General features: G+C 64.1%; 15 protein-coding genes and 3 riboswitches. Of the genes, 11 read left to right on the forward strand and 4 right to left on the reverse strand.

All coding sequences use genetic code 11. The features are described 5' to 3' along the window. Positions 1–50: 50 nt before the first annotated feature. The 5 genes from CXP40_RS05750 to mmsB all read left to right on the forward strand — a co-directional run bounded on the left by CXP40_RS05750 (position 51) and on the right by mmsB (position 5,583). Positions 51–1,298, forward strand: coding sequence for an ABC transporter substrate-binding protein (locus CXP40_RS05750; RefSeq protein WP_106733007.1), 1,248 nt, complete (start codon positions 51–53; stop codon positions 1,296–1,298). Between the two features lie 6 nt (positions 1,299–1,304). Further along, complete coding sequence (locus tag CXP40_RS05755; RefSeq protein ID WP_106733008.1) at positions 1,305–2,468, forward strand: acyl-CoA dehydrogenase family protein; 1,164 nt, start codon at positions 1,305–1,307, stop codon at positions 2,466–2,468. A 65-nt stretch (positions 2,469–2,533) separates the two neighbouring features. Continuing rightward, the gene (locus CXP40_RS05760; RefSeq protein ID WP_106733009.1) at positions 2,534–3,352 is read left to right on the forward strand and encodes an enoyl-CoA hydratase; all 819 of its coding nucleotides are present in this window, start codon (positions 2,534–2,536) and stop codon (positions 3,350–3,352) included. Positions 3,353–3,470: 118 nt separating this feature from the next. Continuing rightward, positions 3,471–4,574 (forward strand): enoyl-CoA hydratase/isomerase family protein, encoded by a 1,104-nt coding sequence (locus tag CXP40_RS05765; protein WP_106733010.1) that lies wholly within the window; start codon positions 3,471–3,473, stop codon positions 4,572–4,574. Between the two features lie 124 nt (positions 4,575–4,698). Then, positions 4,699–5,583, forward strand: coding sequence for a 3-hydroxyisobutyrate dehydrogenase (gene mmsB / locus CXP40_RS05770; RefSeq protein ID WP_106733011.1), 885 nt, complete (start codon positions 4,699–4,701; stop codon positions 5,581–5,583). Between the two features lie 90 nt (positions 5,584–5,673). On the opposite strand, the gene CXP40_RS05775 is transcribed toward mmsB, so the two are convergent. Further along, on the reverse strand, positions 5,674–7,461 hold the full coding sequence (locus CXP40_RS05775; RefSeq protein WP_106733012.1) for an alkyl/aryl-sulfatase: 1,788 nt from the start codon (positions 7,459–7,461) through the stop codon (positions 5,674–5,676). A 96-nt stretch (positions 7,462–7,557) separates the two neighbouring features. On the opposite strand from CXP40_RS05775, the gene CXP40_RS05780 reads away from it, so the two are divergent. Continuing rightward, a complete protein-coding gene (locus tag CXP40_RS05780) occupies positions 7,558–8,478 on the forward strand; it encodes a LysR family transcriptional regulator (protein ID WP_106733013.1) in 921 nt (306 codons plus the stop codon). An 8-nt stretch (positions 8,479–8,486) separates the two neighbouring features. On the opposite strand, the gene CXP40_RS05785 is transcribed toward CXP40_RS05780, so the two are convergent. Further along, positions 8,487–8,909 (reverse strand): hypothetical protein, encoded by a 423-nt coding sequence (locus CXP40_RS05785; RefSeq protein WP_106733014.1) that lies wholly within the window; start codon positions 8,907–8,909, stop codon positions 8,487–8,489. Positions 8,910–9,141: 232 nt separating this feature from the next. Next, positions 9,142–9,259: riboswitch (guanidine-I (ykkC/yxkD leader) on the forward strand. 52 nt (positions 9,260–9,311) lie between these two features. On the opposite strand from CXP40_RS05785, the gene CXP40_RS05790 reads away from it, so the two are divergent. The 3 genes from CXP40_RS05790 (at position 9,312) to CXP40_RS05800 (ending at position 12,515) form a co-directional block, all read left to right on the forward strand. Continuing rightward, positions 9,312–10,373, forward strand: a complete 1,062-nt coding sequence (locus CXP40_RS05790) for a putative urea ABC transporter substrate-binding protein (RefSeq protein WP_106733015.1) — start codon at positions 9,312–9,314, stop codon at positions 10,371–10,373. A gap of 183 nt (positions 10,374–10,556) precedes the next feature. Continuing rightward, a riboswitch (guanidine-I (ykkC/yxkD leader) is annotated at positions 10,557–10,657 on the forward strand. A 185-nt stretch (positions 10,658–10,842) separates the two neighbouring features. Next, complete coding sequence (locus CXP40_RS05795) at positions 10,843–11,658, forward strand: ABC transporter permease (protein ID WP_013714536.1); 816 nt, start codon at positions 10,843–10,845, stop codon at positions 11,656–11,658. 41 nt (positions 11,659–11,699) lie between these two features. Continuing rightward, positions 11,700–12,515: an ABC transporter ATP-binding protein gene (locus tag CXP40_RS05800; RefSeq protein ID WP_106733160.1), complete on the forward strand. Its 816-nt coding sequence runs from the start codon at positions 11,700–11,702 to the stop codon at positions 12,513–12,515. A gap of 302 nt (positions 12,516–12,817) precedes the next feature. On the opposite strand, the gene CXP40_RS05805 is transcribed toward CXP40_RS05800, so the two are convergent. Together CXP40_RS05805 and CXP40_RS05810 are read right to left on the reverse strand one after the other, a co-directional pair. Further along, positions 12,818–13,750: a hypothetical protein gene (locus CXP40_RS05805; protein WP_106733016.1), complete on the reverse strand. Its 933-nt coding sequence runs from the start codon at positions 13,748–13,750 to the stop codon at positions 12,818–12,820. Then, the gene (locus tag CXP40_RS05810; RefSeq protein WP_106733017.1) at positions 13,747–14,772 is read right to left on the reverse strand and encodes an isopenicillin N synthase family oxygenase; all 1,026 of its coding nucleotides are present in this window, start codon (positions 14,770–14,772) and stop codon (positions 13,747–13,749) included. The genes CXP40_RS05805 and CXP40_RS05810 overlap by 4 nt, the downstream gene beginning before the upstream one ends. A gap of 333 nt (positions 14,773–15,105) precedes the next feature. Then, a riboswitch (guanidine-I (ykkC/yxkD leader) is annotated at positions 15,106–15,203 on the forward strand. A 68-nt stretch (positions 15,204–15,271) separates the two neighbouring features. Here CXP40_RS05810 and CXP40_RS05815 point away from each other — a divergent pair. Both CXP40_RS05815 and CXP40_RS05820 read left to right on the forward strand, forming a co-directional pair. Then, positions 15,272–16,339: a putative urea ABC transporter substrate-binding protein gene (locus tag CXP40_RS05815; RefSeq protein ID WP_099522127.1), complete on the forward strand. Its 1,068-nt coding sequence runs from the start codon at positions 15,272–15,274 to the stop codon at positions 16,337–16,339. An 81-nt stretch (positions 16,340–16,420) separates the two neighbouring features. Continuing rightward, positions 16,421–17,149 carry an urea amidolyase associated protein UAAP1 gene (locus tag CXP40_RS05820; RefSeq protein WP_106733018.1) on the forward strand — a complete coding sequence of 243 codons (729 nt, stop codon included), beginning with the start codon at positions 16,421–16,423 and terminating at the stop codon, positions 17,147–17,149. Positions 17,150–17,193: the final 44 nt, after the last annotated feature.

Below are 17,193 nucleotides of genomic sequence, written 5' to 3' on the forward strand. Positions count from 1 at the left end.
ACGAGCGGCGTAAAACGGTTCTCTGCAGAACAAAAACAAGGAGAACTGCAATGCGCCAACTGTCCGCCACGCTGGCCCTGTGGGCCGCACTTACCGCCTGTGCGCAGGCTGCCGAGCCGATCACCCTCGGCCTCAATTACCCGCGCACCGGACCATATAAGGAAGAGGGATTGGCGCAGATGCGTGGAGCCCTGCTGGCCATCGATGAAATCAACGCTGCAGGCGGTGTACTGGGCCGACCTTTGCGCCTGTCCAGCAAGGACACCGCCTCGCGGCCGGCCAAGGCCGAGAAGAACGTCGACAAGCTGGCCGCCGAAGGTGCAGCGATGCTCTTCGGTGGCTCTTCCAGCGCGGTCGCCATCGCCGCAGGCAAGCGCGCCAAGCAGCACGGCCTGCTGTACTTCGGCACCCTTACCTACTCCAACGACACCACTGGCAAGGATGGCCATCGCTACATGTTTCGCGAGTGCAACAACGCCTGGATGAGCGCCAAGGTACTCGGCCAATACCTGAGCAAGACCCTGCCGAACAAGCGCTACTTCTACGTCACTGCCGATTACACCTGGGGCCATACCAGCGAGGCGTCGCTACGCCAGGCGACCGCTACCGACAATGTCGGCCAGCACGCCAGCGTGCGTGTCCCCTTCCCTGGCGCGCGTCTGGCCGACTATACCGATGCCCTGACCCAGGCGGCCTCCAGCAATGCCGACGTTCTCGCCCTGGTACTGTTCGGCGAGGATCTGGTGCGCGCCATGCGTATCGCCAAGGATCTGGGCCTGACCGAACGCATGCAGATCGTCGCGCCCAACCTGACCCAGAGCATGGTCGAACAGGCCGGCCCCGATCTGATGCAGGGCGTGGTCGGTACCGAACCCTGGACATGGCGAGTGCCGGCGCTGGAAAAATCGGCGCGCGGCGAAGCCTTCGTCCAGGCCTTCAAGAGCCGCTACGAGATGTACCCTTCCAGCTCGGCCGCCTCGGCCTACAGCATCGTCCAGCAGTGGGCCGAAGCCGCCACACGAGCCAAGAGCCTCGACAGCGAAACGCTGATCAAGGCACTGGAAGGCCACCGCTACACCTTGCTCAAAGACGAACAGCAATGGCGTGCCTTCGACCACCAGAACCTGCAGACGGTCTACGCCGTGAAGGTCAAGCCGCGCGACGAGGTCCTCAAGGACCCACTCAAGCAGGACTACTTCGAAATCGTCGACCGCCTCGATGCCAGCAGTGCGCTGCCCAGCCTCGCCGAGTGGCAGGCCGAGCGCCGCGCCGGTGGCCAACCCCTGACCTTGCAATGAGATGCCATGGACTTCGAACTCAGTGATGAACAACGCCTTCTGACGGACAGCGCCCGCGCCTTCGCTGCGCGGGAGCTGACGCCCCACGCTGCCGAATGGGATCGCGAGCAGCACTTCCCTGTCGAAGTGATTCGCCGCGCAGCCGAACAGGGCTACCTGGCACTGTATCTGCGCGAAGAAGATGGCGGCCTGGGCCTGTCCAGGCTCTCCAGCTCACTGATTTTCGAACAACTGGCGGCCGGCTGCGTAGCCACCACCGCCTACCTGACCATCCACAACATGGCCACCTGGATGCTCGCCAGCTTCGCCGACCAGGCGCTGAAGGATGCCTGGTTGCCGGGGCTGATCAACGGCCAGTCGCTGGCCTCCTACTGCCTCACCGAACCGGACGCTGGCTCCGACGCTGCCAACCTGAGAACCCGCGCGAGGCGTGACGGCAACGACTATGTGATCGACGGCAGCAAGTGCTTCATTTCCGGTGCGGGAAGCACACAGGTACTGATCGTCATGGCGCGTACCGGCGAGGATGGCGCCAAGGGCGTTTCCTGCTTCCTGATACCTGCCGACGCGCCCGGCGTGCGCTACGGACGCAACGAAGACAAGATGGGCTGGAAAGCGCAGCCGACACGCACCATCAGCTTCGAAGGCGTGCGCATTCCCGCCAGCCACCGCATCGGCCCGGAAGGTGAAGGCTTCGTCTACGCCATGAAGGGCCTCGATGGCGGGCGCATCAATATCGCCAGTTGCTCGCTCGGTGCGGCCCAGGCAGCGCTGGAGCAGAGCCTGCGCTACGTGGAAGAACGCAAGCAGTTCGGCAAGCCGCTCAGCCAGTTCCAGGCCTTGCAGTTCAAGCTGGCCGACATGCTCACCGCCCTGACCGCCAGCCGGCAGATGGTGCGCCTGGCCGCACACAAACTCGACCATGGCCACGGCGAAGCCAGCCTGTACTGTGCCATGGCCAAGCGCTTCGCCACCGACCAGTGCTTCGACCTGTGCAACGAAGCGCTGCAACTGCACGGCGGCTATGGCTATCTGAATGACTATCCGCTGGAACGCTGGGTACGCGACGCCCGCGTGCACCAGATACTGGAAGGCACCAACGAAATCATGCGGGTGATCGTCGCCCGCCGCCTGCTCCTGCAAGGCGGCATGCTCGATCGCCTGCTGTAACCGTTTCCCCCTCTCCCCGCCCTCGCCCATCAATGGCTGAGGGGAGAAGATTGACGAGGACCGTTATGAGCACCGCCATCGAAACCTATAAATCCGGCATCTTCGACCTGACCCACAAGCTCACCGTGGAAAAGCACGGCCACACTGCGCTGATCACCATCAACCATCCACCGGCCAACACCTGGGACCGCGACTCGCTGATCGGTCTCAAGCAGGTGGTCGAACACCTCAACCGTGACGACGAGGTGTATGCACTGGTGGTGACCGGCCAGGGGCCGAAATTCTTCTCCGCTGGCGCCGACCTGAACATGTTCGCCGATGGCGACAAAGCCCGCGCTCGTGAGATGGCGCGACGCTTTGGCGAAGCCTTCGAAACCCTGCGCGATTTTCGCGGCGTGTCCATTGCCGCGATCAACGGCTACGCCATGGGCGGCGGCCTGGAGTGCGCGCTGGCCTGCGATATCCGCATCGCCGAACGCCAGGCGCAGATGGCCCTGCCGGAAGCGGCGGTCGGCCTGCTGCCCTGCGCCGGTGGCACCCAGGCGCTGCCGTGGCTGGTCGGCGAAGGCTGGGCCAAACGCATGATCCTTTGCGGCGAGCGCATCGACGCCGAGACCGCCCTGCGCATCGGCCTGGTCGAGCAGGTGGTGGACACCGGCGAGGCACGCGGCACTGCCCTGCTGCTGGCATCCAAGGTAGCGCGGCAAAGCCCGGTGGCAGTACGCACCATCAAACCGCTGATCCAGGGTGCACGCGAGCGTGGCTCCAACACCTGGCTGCCGGAGGAACGCGAGCGCTTCGTCGACCTGTTCGATGCCGACGACACCCGTGAAGGGGTCAACGCCTTTCTGGAAAAACGCGATCCGCAGTGGCGCAACAAATAAACCGTAGGAGCGAGCTCTGCTCGCGAATCAGCTCGTAGGGTGGACGTCGCCTTCAACGTCCACCACAACACACGCGGTGGATGGATAAAGCGCCATCCACCCTACGCGGGAAACACGCATGAACCTGCAATTCGAAGAACGCCCCAGCCTCCATGGCTACCGCATCGGCATCGCCAGCCTCGACGCCGAGAAGAGCCTCAACGCCCTCTCCCTGCCGATGATCGAAGCACTCGACGAGCGCCTCAAGGCCTGGGCCGAGGATCCGAACATCGCCTGCGTCATGCTGCGCGGTAACGGCGCCAAGGCCTTCTGCGCCGGCGGCGACGTGGTGCAACTGGTCAATCAGTGTCGTGAACAGCCAGGCGAAGTACCGGCCCTGGCGCGACGTTTCTTCGCCGACGAATACCGTCTCGATCATCGCATCCACACCTACCCCAAACCCTTCATCTGCTGGGCCCACGGCCATGTGCTGGGAGGCGGCATGGGCCTGATGCAGGGCGCCGGTATCCGTATCGTCACGCCAAGCAGCCGATTGGGCATGCCGGAAATCAATATCGGCCTGTACCCGGATGTCGGCGGCAGCTGGTTCCTCGCCCGCCTGCCGGGTCGCCTGGGCCTGTTCCTCGGCCTCACTGCCGCCAGCATCAATGCCCGCGATGCGCTGGACCTGAATCTGGCCGACCGTTTTCTGCGCGATGACCAGCAAGAGGCTCTGCTCGAAGGCCTGGTACAACTGAACTGGCGCGAACAAGCCGACCTGCAACTGCACAGCCTGCTGCGTGCGCTGGAGAACGAAGCCCAGGGTGAACTACCGGCTGCCCAGTGGCTGCCACGTCGCGAACGTATCGATGAGTTGCTCGACGTTGCCGACCTGCCGGCTGCCGTGCACGCGCTCAGCGTACTGCAAACGGATGACGACGCCCTGCTCGCCCGCGCCGCCAAGACTCTGGCCCATGGCTGCCCGCTGACCGCACACCTGGTCTGGGAGCAGATCCGCCGCGCCCGCCATTTGTCGCTGGCCGACGTATTTCGCATGGAATACGCCATGAGCCTTAACTGCTGCCGCCACCCGGAATTTCCCGAGGGCGTACGCGCCCGCCTGATCGACAAGGACCAGACGCCGAAATGGCATTGGCCGGATGTGGCCGCGATCCCAGACGCAGTGGTCGAAGCGCACTTCGCACCGGCCTGGGACGGCGAACATCCGCTGGCAGATCTTTAGCGTACGGATCGGTGCGCACGGCGCACCCTACATGTAGCCCGGATGCACTCCGGGAGAGCTGAACAGCAATCCTCGAACAATGACAATCGGCGCGAACCGTGCGCCAACAGGAAGGAGAGCCGTCATGACCCAGATCGCCTTTATCGGCCTCGGCCACATGGGCCTGCCCATGGCCCGCAACCTGCTCAAGGCGGGTTACCCGCTGAAAGTCTTCGACCTGCAGCGCAGCGCCGTCGACACCCTGGCTGGCGAAGGTGCCGTGGCGGCCGATAGCGCTACCGACGCCATCGATCAGGCAAAGGTGGTGATCAGCATGCTGCCGGCCAGTCGTCATGTGGAAGGCCTGTACCTGGGTGATGACGGCCTGCTTGCGCGGCTACCCGCCGGCACGCTGGTGATCGAGTGTTCGACCATCGCCCCGGAGTCCGCGCGCAAGGTGCACGCTGCCGCCCGCGAGCGCGGTATCGCTTTGCTCGATGCGCCGGTCTCCGGCGGCACTGGCGGCGCAGCAGCCGGCACCCTGACCTTCATGGTGGGTGGTGAAGCCCAAACGCTGGAAAAGGCCAGACCGATGCTCGCCGCCATGGGCAAGAACATCTTCCACGCCGGCCCCGACGGCGCCGGCCAGGTGGCCAAGGTGTGCAACAACCAGGTACTCGCAGTACAGATGATCGCCACCGCAGAAGCCATGGCCATGGGCGTGGCCAACGGCCTGGAGCCGGCGGTACTGGCCGAGATCATGCGGCAGAGCTCGGGCGGCAACTGGACGCTGGAGAAGTACAACCCCTGGCCTGGGGTGATGGAAAACGCGCCAGCATCGAAGGGCTACAGCGGCGGCTTCATGGCCGAACTGATGGCCAAGGACCTCGGCCTGGCCCAGGAAACCGCCAGCCACAACGGCAACAGCGCCCCCATGGGTGCTCTGGCACTGCAGCTCTACCGCCTGCTGCTCAAGCAGGGCAAGGGCAAGCAGGACTTCTCGGTAGTGCAGCAGCTGTTCGTGGAATAGCGTATACAGCCAGCACGCATACACACAGTCGAACCGGCGCCAAGCTCGTAGGGTGCGCTTTGCGCACCCTGTCTGACGCCTCTCGCACCGTTAACGCAGCGTCAGCCCAAACGCCTCGTCACTGAAGTCGAAGCAATTGAGGAAGCGACGAATCTCCAGCAGGTTACCGTCGACCTTCACATCGCCGAGCAGTGCGCCTTTGACCAGGCCACCTTCGCCGGTCAGCAGGGTCTCCATGAAGCGCTTGTCCATGCTCAAGCGTAGAGCGGTGCCTTCAGGAATACCCTTGTGCAACTGCGCGACACCACGCCGAACCTCCAGCGCCCATTGCTCGTTTACGTCGGGAAAGCTGAAGCCCAGGGTCAGCTCGACATCGCCGGCCTTCTGCGGATCGATACGGGTCACCCAGTTCTGCAGGAAGCTCTGCGGGGTGAAGCTGCGCACCATGTCGGGCGATAGGAAAACCTTGCGCATCTCCACCGAGCGCTGGCGAATAACGTCGCCGTCGAGCTTGCCCTCCAGCTCCATGGCGCTCATCAGGTACCAGTTGCGCCAGTTGATGTTCATGCTGGCGTAGCCCAGCTTACGAAAGCTGCGTGCCTTGATCTCACGCGCCAGCATGTCTTCGTGGTCGACTCGGATGGCGTAGCCGGCCAGCTCCGCCGCCCACTGGTAGTCGCCCTTGAGGTAGGCATTGCCGGCTTCCAGCAACAGTTTTTCACGACCGCCTGCCAGGGCGATCAGGCGCTCGGCCTGCTGCTTGGGCGGGGTCGGGTCGAGGGCCACCGGATCGCCCTGAAACCAGCCCAGGTAACCGTTGTAGATCTGTCGCACGCTGTGTTTCACCGTGCCGTAGTACTCGCGCAGATAAGGTGTGTAACCGGCCAGGTGCGGCGGCAGTTTGACCTTCTCCACCAACTCGTCGGGCGTCAGGCCCTTGTTCATCCAGCGCACGGTCTGGTCGTGGATATAGGCGATGCCATCGCGGGTCATGCGCAGCACTTCCTCGACCTTGTCCTGGCCGCTGACCGGGCGCCCATGCAGCGGCACCATGTACTCGGCCTGGTAGGCACGCAGCTTGTCCAGGCTCTCGACCCACTGCACCGGGTCGCGGAACTTGGTGCCGCGCAGTGTGTGGATGTTCGGCAGCGTCGGGCCCTGATCGACCTCGGCGCTGATCAGCACGCGGTTGGCCGGCAGGTACAGGGTGATCTCGTCCGGCGCCTCGCTGGGCACATGTAAAAACTGCACGTCGAGGCCGGCTATATTGGTGTCCAGGCGCTCGCCGAAAGTCACGGTCGGCGCGATGAAGGACGACGGCTCGGGCTTGGCCAACGGACCGATGCCACCGTTCATGCCCTCCTGGTCACTGGCTGGCAGGAACGAGCCAAAACTGTACGCCGAGCGCACACCCAGAATCGGCCCGACCAGCGCGCCCTGCGCCACCACATTCTGCAACAGGGTCTCGTGGGCGTAGATCTGCACGTCGCCGCGTACCACCTGCTCGCGACTGACGAAGGCCTGCACACCGTTGATGTGATCCGGGTGAAAGTGGGTGTAGACCACGGCCTTGACCGGCTTGTCGCTGAGCTTGCGGAACTCGGCCATGATCTTGCGCGACTCGCTCACCGACTCGCCGGTGTCGACGATGATCAGCCCCTGCGGCGCCTCGATCATCACCACGTTGCCCAGTTGCCAGCCGACCGCCGAATAGACGTTGTCGGCGACGCGATAGACCTGCTGGGCAAAAACCTTGGTGTGAGCCGCCAGTTCGGCGTTGATGCTGGGTTCGATACGCTCGGCCGGCAGTTCGGCAACGGCGCTCAATGGCAGGGTGGCGGCCAGCAGCAGGCCGCTGAAGCGTGAGAAGGAACTCATGGCATTGACTGTCTTGTTGTTGGAATGCTGGCAGGTTGGCAAAGGCCGTCCGATAATTCCAATGCATTTGAATAGACCAGTTAATGCAGGAAGCGCATGAACGATCTACGCCAGCTCCGCCACTTCGTCGCCCTCGCCGAGCACGCACATTTCGCCCGCGCCGCCGCGGCCATACACCTCAGCCAGCCGGCGCTGAGCCGCAGTATCCAGGCGCTGGAGAGCCAACTCGGCTGCACCCTGGTGGATCGCCACAGCCGTGGCGTCAGCCTCACCGCCCATGGCCAGCTGGTACTGGAACATGCGCGTCGCCTGCTGGCCGGCAGCCTGGCGCTGAGCAACGCGGTCAATCAGCTGGGTAACCTGGAGGCCGGCGAATTGCGTCTCGGCGCCGGCCCCTATCCGGCCGCGCGGCTGATTCCGCAGGCGCTGGGGCAGTTGCTGCAACGCTACCCGCGGGTGCAGGTGAAACTGGACATCGCCAACTGGCTGGAACTGCGCGACAGCCTGCTGGACTCGACCATCGAATTGTTCGTCGCCGATATCCGCGAGCTGCAGGACGACGCTCAATTGCGCATCGAGCCGCTGCGCGTGCATCAGGGCGTACTGTTCTGCCGCCCGGCTCATCCGCTACTACAGCGGCAAAACCTGCAACTGCGCGACCTGCTCGACTTCCCGCTCGCCGGCACACAGCTGCCACAGGTGGTCGAACGCAGCCTGGGCCTGGCCAGCGGGCGAGCGCAGCCGTTGAGCGTGCAATGCGACAACTTCCTGGTGCTCAAGCGCCTGGTGGCCGACAGCGATGTGCTGAGCATGGCGCCTTGGGACGTGATCGCAGACGAAGTCGACAGCGGCCAGCTCACCCTGCTGCCGCTGTTGCCCCACGGCCTTCACCAGCATTCGGCCTATGGCCTGGTCAGCCGTGCCGGCCACAGCCTGTCGCCAGCAGCGCAGGCCATGGTCGAAGCGATTCGTCGGGTAGATGAGGAAACGCCGCGTGCAGGGCACGCGGCGGATTGAGGAAGGGCTTACCAGCGGCGCTCGCCGCTACGACGTTGTTCGTTGTTGCTGCGCCCGTTGGAGAAACGATGCTGCGTGTTGCGGCCTGCCTCCCAGCCGCGCTGAATCTGCCCGCCGCGGTGTTCCTGACGACGCTGGTCACGGCGATAGTCATGTCGCGGCTGCTGGTGCTTGTAGCCGTCGCGATACCGGCGATCGTGGCCGTATTGATGACGCGGCGGCGGCGCCGGCACGTAGCGCGGAGGAGCCGGGTAGTAATTATGCCGACGCTCTTCGTAGTAGTAGCGTGGCGGCGGGTTGTAATCGCGCCGGTAGCCATCGTCGTACCGGTAGCCGTGGCCGTGGTGGTAACCACGGTCGTAGCCATCGCCATAAACGGCGCAACCGGAAAGCAGCAAGAGCAACGCGGAAAACAGCATCTTGTAGGGCATGGCGGCCTCCTGTGACCGCTGGGACGACGCCGACCGATGTCGGCCTCCGGGATGGTTATCCCTGAGGCATCAGACAGCGCCGCCCGCAACAGGTGCGATTCCCTTCGTCGGCTGTGATCGACGGCGCAAAACCACAAGAGCGCAGAACAATTGCCTAGCAGCTGGCATGGCATTCGCTTGCTCGCACCGCGGAAAGCCGATCCATGCACAGGATCGTCAGTGGTAGCGAATCGCAATGGCCGACTAGGGTTCCGGCTCGTCAAACGGCGAGTGGCTGGTCCGAGAGTGGGCGACCTCATGCAGCGGCGGGAAGCCGCGGGGTTACACGGCGGGACAAAAGCCCGGGAGAACGCGCAGCAAGGCTGCCGGCTTTCCCGCTTTCGTCCCTAACCCGAGGTGTCCATGTCCATTCGCTCCCTGCTCACCATTGTGTTCTGCGCCTGCCTGCTCGGCGCCCCGACCACCCAGGCCGCGCCAAAAACCTTCAAATTGTGCTGGTCGATCTTCGCCGGCTGGATGCCCTGGGGCTACGCCGCCGAACAGGGCATCGTGAAAAAGTGGGCGGACAAGTACGGCATCGACATTCAAGTGCAGGAAGTGCCGGATTATGTCGCCTCCATCGAGCGCTACACCGCCGGCCAGTTCGACGCCTGCAGCATGACCAACATGGATGCCCTGACCATTCCGGCTGCTGCCGGCAAGGACAGCACCGCACTGATCATCGGCGACTTCTCCAACGGCGCCGACGCCCTGCTGCTGCGCGGCAGTGGCAAGCGTATTCAGGACCTCAAGGGCAAGAGCGTGCTGCTGGTGGAAAACTCGGTTTCGCATTACCTGCTCACCCGCGCACTGGAGTGGGCCCTGCTCGATGAAAGCGACGTGACCATCATCAACGTCTCCGACACTGAAATCGCTGATGCCTTTCTCGCCGGCAAGGGCGACGCAGTCATCACCTGGAATCCGATCCTCTCCGAGATTCGGCACAAGACCGAGGTCAGCCAGGTATTCAGCTCCAACCTGATTCCCGGAGAAATCCTCGATCTCACCGTGGTCAGCACCCAGACCCTTGCCCAGCATCCGGAATTCGGTCGAGCGCTGACCGGCGCCTGGTTCGAGACTCAGCGTCTGCTAGGCCTGCCCACCCCGGCCGGTCGTGAGGCCAGGGCCAGAATGGCAGCCGCCGCCGAAACCACGCCGGAAGACTTCGACGCCCAGCTGGGCACCCTGCGCTCGTTCTACTCACCGCGCACCGCGCTGAACTTCGCACGTACCGGCAAGCTGCCAGACCTCATGCAACGGGTCGCAGGCTTTGCCGATGCTCACGGCCTGCTGGGCAAAAGCGGCATGGGCCTGATCAACCTGGGTATCGAATTCAGTGGCGAGAAGCCGCTGGGCAACGCCCAGCGCATCCTGCTGCGTTTCAACCACGACTACATGCAGCTGGCCGCTGACGGAAAGCTCTGAGAGCGGCCCGACGCCCCAGCAGGCAGCACGCGACAACCTGCGCGCACCACCACGGCGCACTGGATGTTCGATACATGGATTCAGGCCGCCGTCTGCTGCGGCTCGCGGGGATGGCACGATGTTCGCTAAGAACAGGTCGTGCAGGAACAACCCGGTTCGCCGGGATCGCGGCACCACAATTTGCCAATAGCCGGCTAGGGTTCCGGTTCGCCACAGGCGAGCGACTGGTCCGAGAGCTAGCGACCTCCAGCGAGGTTACACGGCGGGACAAAAGCCCGGGAGAACGCGCCCCATCCGTGGGGAACCGCCGCGAACTCCTGTCCGCCCCTGTCAAACTGGAGGTTCATCATGGGTACCCCCCACTCGCATCAGCGGCAGCCAGCCGTCACTCGCAAAGGTCCGAAACCAGCGCACCCTTGCGCCCACTAGCCGCGCACGCATTTCGTTCCAGGCCCGACGAGGACTATCCATGCGCCTGATCAACCGCCACCCGGATCGCAGCGGCCGCCTGTTGCTGATCCTGCTGCCCTTCGCCCTGTTGCTGTTCGTCTACTTCAGCGCCTCGACCAGTCGCCTGGCCGAGAACCCCAACGACAAGCTGCTGCCCAGCGCCAGCCAGATGGTCGATGCCATCGACCGCCTGGCCTTCACCGAAGACAAACGCAGCGGCCAATACCTGTTCTGGCAGGACACGGCTTCCAGCCTGCAGCGCCTTGGTCTCGGCCTCGGCATCGCCGCTCTGCTGGGGCTGGTGCTGGGCATTGCCGCCGGTAGCGTGCCGCTGTTCGGCGCACCGCTGTCGCCGCTGCTCACCGTGCTGTCGATGATTCCGCCACTGGCCATCCTGCCGATCCTATTCATCGTCTTCGGCCTGGGCGAGCTGTCCAAGGTGATGCTGATCGTCATCGGCATCACCCCCTGCATCGCTCGTGACATCGAACAGCGTGCCCGCGAGATTCCCGGCGAGCTGCTGATCAAGGCGCAGACCCTGGGCGCCAACTCCTGGACGCTGATCCTGCGCCTGGTACTGCCGCAACTGATGCCACGCCTGCTGATCTCGCTGCGCCTGATGCTCGGTTCGGCCTGGCTGTTTCTGATCGCCGCCGAGGCCATCGCCTCAACCGACGGCCTCGGTTACCGCATTTTCCTGGTGCGTCGCTACATGGCCATGGACGTGATCCTGCCCTACGTCGTATGGATCACCCTGCTGGCCTGGCTGATGGATCTGGGCCTGCGCCAGGTGCTGCGCCTGTGCTTCCCCTGGCATGAAGGAGGCAAGGCATGACCCTGTTCAGTCAACATATCGTCCCGCTAAGTGAACCTGCCATGAGCGACTCCCGTACGGCCCCTGCAAGCACAGCGAAAACCGCCTTTATCGAAGCGCGCAACCTGTGGCAGGAATACGGCGACCTGGTGGTGCTCGAACGCCTCAACATCAAGGTCGACGAGGGTGAGTTCTGCACCCTGGTCGGCGCCTCCGGCTGTGGCAAATCCACCTTTCTGCGCATGCTGCTCGGCCAGGAACGCCCGAGCCGTGGCGAACTGCTGCTGGGCGGCCAGGCGCTGCCCAACGAGCCCGATCCGAGCCGTGGCGTGGTGTTCCAGCGCTACTCGGTATTCCCCCACCTGAGCGTGCTGGACAACGTCGCTCTGGGCCTGGAGCTGCCGAAATCGAAGCTGCTGGGCCGGTTGTTCGGCGCGGCCAAGCGCGAAGCCCGCGAGCGCGCCGCGGAAATCCTCACCAAGGTCGGCCTCGGCCATGCCCTGAACAAGTATCCCAGCGCGCTTTCGGGCGGCATGCAGCAACGCCTGGCCATCGCCCAGGCGCTGGTGATGCAACCGCGCATGCTGCTGCTCGACGAGCCGTTCGGCGCACTCGACCCCGGCATCCGCAAGGACATGCACGCGCTGCTGCTGGAGCTGTGGCAGGAGACCCGGCTGACCGTATTCATGGTCACCCACGACCTGTCCGAAGGCTTCAGCCTCGGCACCCGCCTGTTGGTATTCGACAAGGTGCGCCACGACCCGCAGGCGCCCAACGCCTACGGCGCACGCATCACCTACGACATCCCGCTAAACGCGGCACGCCGGGCGCAGGTGCAGTTGCCCAGCGAACTGGCCGAGCGTATTGCCACCCGCTGATTAAGCGGCAATTTCGGTGCGCACGGCGCACCCTACGCAGCGCAAGTGGCGTGGTGCCCCGTAGGGTGCGCCATGCGCACCGACTGCGCCTCCGGTCACAGAGGCGCAGCTGTAGCTTGGCTGAAATCCGGGGATCATCGGGGCCGTTTTCCCGGATTGCAGCCGAGCTACGGAGCCGTCGTTTCGATCCAACCAAAGCGTCGCGGCTGAAGCCCCTCCCACAAATCGAGTGGTTCCGAATCCCTGTGGGAGGCGCTTCAGCGGCGAGCTTTTCAGCGGTAAATCAGGTAGCGACCGACCGGCTAGCTCAACACCTCGAGATACCGCGACAGCGTTTCGCTCTCCGCGGCAAACCAGCGCTGCGCCTCGCCGGTAGTCGGCGTGGCGAGTTCCGCGCGCCAATCCGGCTCCAGCGTATCGATGATGAAGGTGCGTACCACCGCACGGCCGTCCGGGCGTTGCAGGTGCTGACAGACGCGCCCTGCTCCCGGTAGCTCGAAGCTCTCCAGCGAAACCATCTGCCCCACCCGTGCCGGCATGGTCGACAACGCCACCTGGTAACGCCCCTGCTGATCGGCGTAGGCCAGCGAAGTCTCGCAGTCGAACAACGCCGCCAAAGCCTCACCATCACCTTGCGCACGTTCGGCGTGCTCACGCAGTTGCAACGCTGACTCGCCAGGCTCTGCTCCCCGGCCATGCACCCAACCAAGCTGCTCGCCACAGAGAATCAGACCACCACCGCGCTGCAGCACCTCACCGCTTTCGGCGTCGCACTCCTCCAGCAAACGCAGACCGATCAATGGCCCGCTGCTGGCCTGCAAACGCCAGTCCTCGACATAGGCGCCCGTGGTGCCGAACTCGATCATGCAATTGCCGATGCGCTGTAACTGCGCCGGCTCCGGCCAGCGGTTGTGCAGTTGCAGGGACACGCCACCGTGCCAGCTCAGGTAGCCATTCTCCCAAACGCTATCGGCCACCCAGCCTTCATGGTTGGCAAGCTGGCGCAGTTCGGCGGCGTCGTAGTCCTGCCAGGCCCGTACCGGTAGCGCGGGCGCGTCTTGCAAGCGCAGGTCGATGGTGAAGGTGCGACTTTGCAGCCAGTGCACCTGAGTACGCTCGTCACTGCGGCCATCGGCAAAGCTGATGGTGCGGCGGCGAAAGTGCCCGAGCATCCAGTCCGGCACGCCGCCTTCGGCGCGCTGTGGGTAACGTGCAGCCAGTTCCAGCAGGTTCATACCGTCACCTCCTGGCGGCCCTGACCAAAGCTGGACAAACCCGCGGCACCATCGGGCAGTTGCAGCGAACCATCCTCAAGCCGCTCGCGCAGATAGCGGAAGGTCTGCGCGGTCTGGGCGAACAGATGATCGCCACAATTCACAGGCTCGTACACACGCTCACCGCGCGCCGGCAAGCCGGCAATCGGCGCAATGCGCGTCGGGTAGTCACAGGCGCAGAACAGCGGGAAGGCGAAACGCTCCTCGCTGACCTTGCGTACGCGGTGCGAGGTGGCGACGAAGTTGCCGTTGCTGAGCACCTCGAGCATGTCGCCGATATTGATCACGAAGGCGTCCTCTACCAGCGGCACGTCGATCCACTGCCCGCCGCCGTTGAGCACCTGCAAGCCTTCGGCGGTAGGCAACAGAATGGTGAAACACTCGTAGTCGGTGTGTGCGCCGATACCGGGACGGTCGGCCACCGGATCGGGATCGAGCGGGTAATGGATCATGCGCAACTGGCTGGTGGGCTGCCGGGTGATACCGGCGAAGGTGTCCTCGGCCAGCCCCAGCGCCAGGGCGAAGCCACGAAACAGCGTGTCGCCCAGTGCCAGCGCCGCCCGATAGTAGGCGCCGACCTCACGCTTGAAATCCGCCGAGTCCGGCCACTGGGTCGGCCCCAGCAGCGGATAGATCTGTGGCGCCGCTGTGTAGTCGTAATTGACGTCGTAGGCTTCCTTGAGGTCCTTGCTGCCGCCGGCGAACTGCTCCTCGCCTTCCGGCACGTAGCCGCTGTGGTTGCTTGACTGGCCGATATAGAAACGCATCTTCTGCTCCAGCGGGCGAGCGAAGAAACCGCGCGCCTGCTGGATCAGCCCGTCGCGCAGCTCGCGCGAAATGCCGTGCCCGGTGATCTGCAGAAAGCCGACCTCGCGAGCGGCGCGGCCCAGATCGTCGGCAACGCGCTGACGCTGGGCAAGGTCGTCGGCATACAGCCCGGCAACGTCGATCAGAGGAATGGACGTGAAGTGGGTATGCGCCATGGCAATCTCCCTTGAACAAGTGAGTTACCTGGTCGTCCAGACGAGCAGCGGGTCGGGTCGTCCCGAGGGCGGCAGCGAGGTCGCCTCTGCAACAGGGTCGATAGCGATTTCCATGCCACCGCCCTGACGCCGCCAAGCCGTTATCCCGCGCGCGAACTCGCCCCAGAGCAGTGCAACCAATCCCTCGCAAGCACCATCAGGCAGCGCGCAAGCGCCAGCACGTGCCGCCGCAACGCCCAACCACGGGCCTCGGCGAGCTGGCACGCTATTCGCTATAGCTCGGGTGTGCAGGTTCTAACCGGGGTTTCCCGGAATCGCGGCACCACAATTTGCGAAATGGATGACTAGGGTTCCGACTTGCCTGGCAAGTGCTGGTCCGAGAGTCATCGACCTCCAGTGAGGTTACACGGCGGGATAAAAGCCCGGGAGAACGCGCCTTTCGAACGATTCGAAACGTGCCGCGACTCCTGCCCGTACTCAACAAGACTGGAGGTTCCAAATGCGCAAGTACCGTCTGTTCTCCTTCGCCGCTGCCGGTCTGGCCGCGGTACTCAGCTTCAGCGCTCACGCCGAGAAGAAAGACAACTTCAGCGTCTGCTGGACGCTTTACGCCGGCTGGATGCCCTGGGGCCACGCCAGCACCTCCGGCATCATCGACAAATGGGCGAAGAAATACGGCATCAACATCGATGTCGTGCAGCTCAATGACTATGTCGAGTCCATCAACCAGTACAGCGTCGGCCAGTTCGACGGCTGCACCATGACCAATATGGACGCCCTGACCATCCCTGCCGCCGGCGGTGTGGACAGCACCGCGCTGATCGTCGGTGACTACTCCAACGGCAACGACGGCCTGCTGATCAAGGGCGAGGGCAAGACCCTGGCCGATCTCAAGGGCATGCGCGTCAACCTGGTGGAACTCTCGGTCTCCCACTACTTCCTCGCCCGTGCCCTGGAAACCGCAGGCATGAGCGAGCGCGACGTGACGGTGGTGAACACCTCCGACGCCGACATCATCGCCGCCTACACCACCCCCAGCGTGCAGGCCGCTGCGACCTGGAACCCGATGCTCGCCGAGATCAAGGCCCAGCCAGGCAGCACTGAGGTGTTCGACTCGTCGAAGATCCCCGGTGAAATCCTCGACATGATGGTGGTCAACACACAGACCCTGAAGGACAACCCGGACTTCGGCAAAGCCCTGGTCGGCGCCTGGTTCGAAATTCTCGAACTGATGCAGGCCGGCACCCCGGAAGCGACCGACGCCCTGACCGAAATGGCCAAGGCCTCCGGCACCGACCTGGCCGGCTATCAGTCGCAACTGGCGACCACCAAGCTGTTCTACACGCCGAAGGAAACCCTGGACTTCGTCACCAGCCCGGCCCTCCCGGAGACCATGACCAAGGTCGCCAACTTCAGCTTCGAACACGGCATCCTCGGTGAAGGCGCCCGTAGCGCAGACGCCATCGGCATGACCTTCGCCGGCGACGTGACCACCGGCGACAGTGCCAACATCAAGCTGCGTTTCGACCCGAGCTACGTACAAATGGCCGTCGACGGCAAGCTCTGACCGCCACTCCCCATCCCATCGCAACGATGATCAGGCGCCCCTGCCGGCGCCTGACGACCAGGCTTTGATCTCGAGGTACCCATGACTACTGCCCTCACCCTGCGCCCCACTCTCTATGAGGAAACCGTCCCCGGCGGCGGCCACACCTCATTCATCCTCAAGCGCGGCCAACTGCTGCGCATCACCGATATCGAGGGTGGCGCCAACGTCAGCCTGCTGCTGTTCAACGCCGCCGAGAAAAGCGAGCGCCTGAACCTGCCCGACACCCTCAAGTGCCAGCACACCGCCAAGCTCACCGCCGGCCACTGCCTGTACTCGGACATGGGCAAGGTGCTGGCGGCCATCACCGCTGACACCTGCGGTTGGCACGACAGCTTCGGCGGCGTACTGAACGCCGACGAAGTGCTGGAGAAATACGGCCAGGGCCGCTACCAAGAACTGCGCAACGGTTTCTTCCGCAATGGCATGGACAACCTGCTGGTGGAGATGGGCAAGTGGGATCTCAACCTGCTCGACCTGCTGATGAACCTCAACCTGTTCAGCCGCGTGGATGTCGACGCAAACGGCGCCTTCCACTTCCAGCCGGATAACAGCAAGGCCGGCGACTACATCGAGCTGTACGCGCCGATGGACACCCTGGTGGTGCTCACCGCCCTGCAACACCCGATGGACCCGAACCCGCAGTACGCACCCAAGCCGGTGCAACTGACCTGGAACAAGGTCGACAGCGACGGCATCACCGTGCTCTGCCGCACCTCGCGCCCGGAAAACGGCCGCGGCTTCCACAACACCGAACGCCAATACATTTGAATGGGTCCCCGCCTGCGCGGGGATGACGCCGACCTCGTCACTCC

The organism is Pseudomonas sp. YY-1, assembly GCF_002843095.1.
Taxonomy (GTDB): Bacteria; Pseudomonadota; Gammaproteobacteria; order Pseudomonadales; family Pseudomonadaceae; genus Aquipseudomonas; species Aquipseudomonas sediminis_A.

Coding starts and splice junctions, on each gene's coding strand:
- CXP40_RS05815 (WP_099522127.1), top strand. CDS start 15,272: ATGCGCAAGTACCGTCTGTTCTCCTTCGCCGCTGCCGGTCTGGCCGCG.
- CXP40_RS05760 (WP_106733009.1), top strand. CDS start 2,534: ATGAGCACCGCCATCGAAACCTATAAATCCGGCATCTTCGACCTGACC.
- CXP40_RS05755 (WP_106733008.1), top strand. CDS start 1,305: ATGGACTTCGAACTCAGTGATGAACAACGCCTTCTGACGGACAGCGCC.
- CXP40_RS05765 (WP_106733010.1), top strand. CDS start 3,471: ATGAACCTGCAATTCGAAGAACGCCCCAGCCTCCATGGCTACCGCATC.
- CXP40_RS05790 (WP_106733015.1), top strand. CDS start 9,312: ATGTCCATTCGCTCCCTGCTCACCATTGTGTTCTGCGCCTGCCTGCTC.
- mmsB (WP_106733011.1), top strand. CDS start 4,699: ATGACCCAGATCGCCTTTATCGGCCTCGGCCACATGGGCCTGCCCATG.
- CXP40_RS05775 (WP_106733012.1), bottom strand. CDS start 7,461: ATGAGTTCCTTCTCACGCTTCAGCGGCCTGCTGCTGGCCGCCACCCTG.
- CXP40_RS05800 (WP_106733160.1), top strand. CDS start 11,700: ATGAGCGACTCCCGTACGGCCCCTGCAAGCACAGCGAAAACCGCCTTT.
- CXP40_RS05795 (WP_013714536.1), top strand. CDS start 10,843: ATGCGCCTGATCAACCGCCACCCGGATCGCAGCGGCCGCCTGTTGCTG.
- CXP40_RS05820 (WP_106733018.1), top strand. CDS start 16,421: ATGACTACTGCCCTCACCCTGCGCCCCACTCTCTATGAGGAAACCGTC.
- CXP40_RS05810 (WP_106733017.1), bottom strand. CDS start 14,772: ATGGCGCATACCCACTTCACGTCCATTCCTCTGATCGACGTTGCCGGG.
- CXP40_RS05785 (WP_106733014.1), bottom strand. CDS start 8,909: ATGCCCTACAAGATGCTGTTTTCCGCGTTGCTCTTGCTGCTTTCCGGT.
- CXP40_RS05780 (WP_106733013.1), top strand. CDS start 7,558: ATGAACGATCTACGCCAGCTCCGCCACTTCGTCGCCCTCGCCGAGCAC.
- CXP40_RS05750 (WP_106733007.1), top strand. CDS start 51: ATGCGCCAACTGTCCGCCACGCTGGCCCTGTGGGCCGCACTTACCGCC.
- CXP40_RS05805 (WP_106733016.1), bottom strand. CDS start 13,750: ATGAACCTGCTGGAACTGGCTGCACGTTACCCACAGCGCGCCGAAGGC.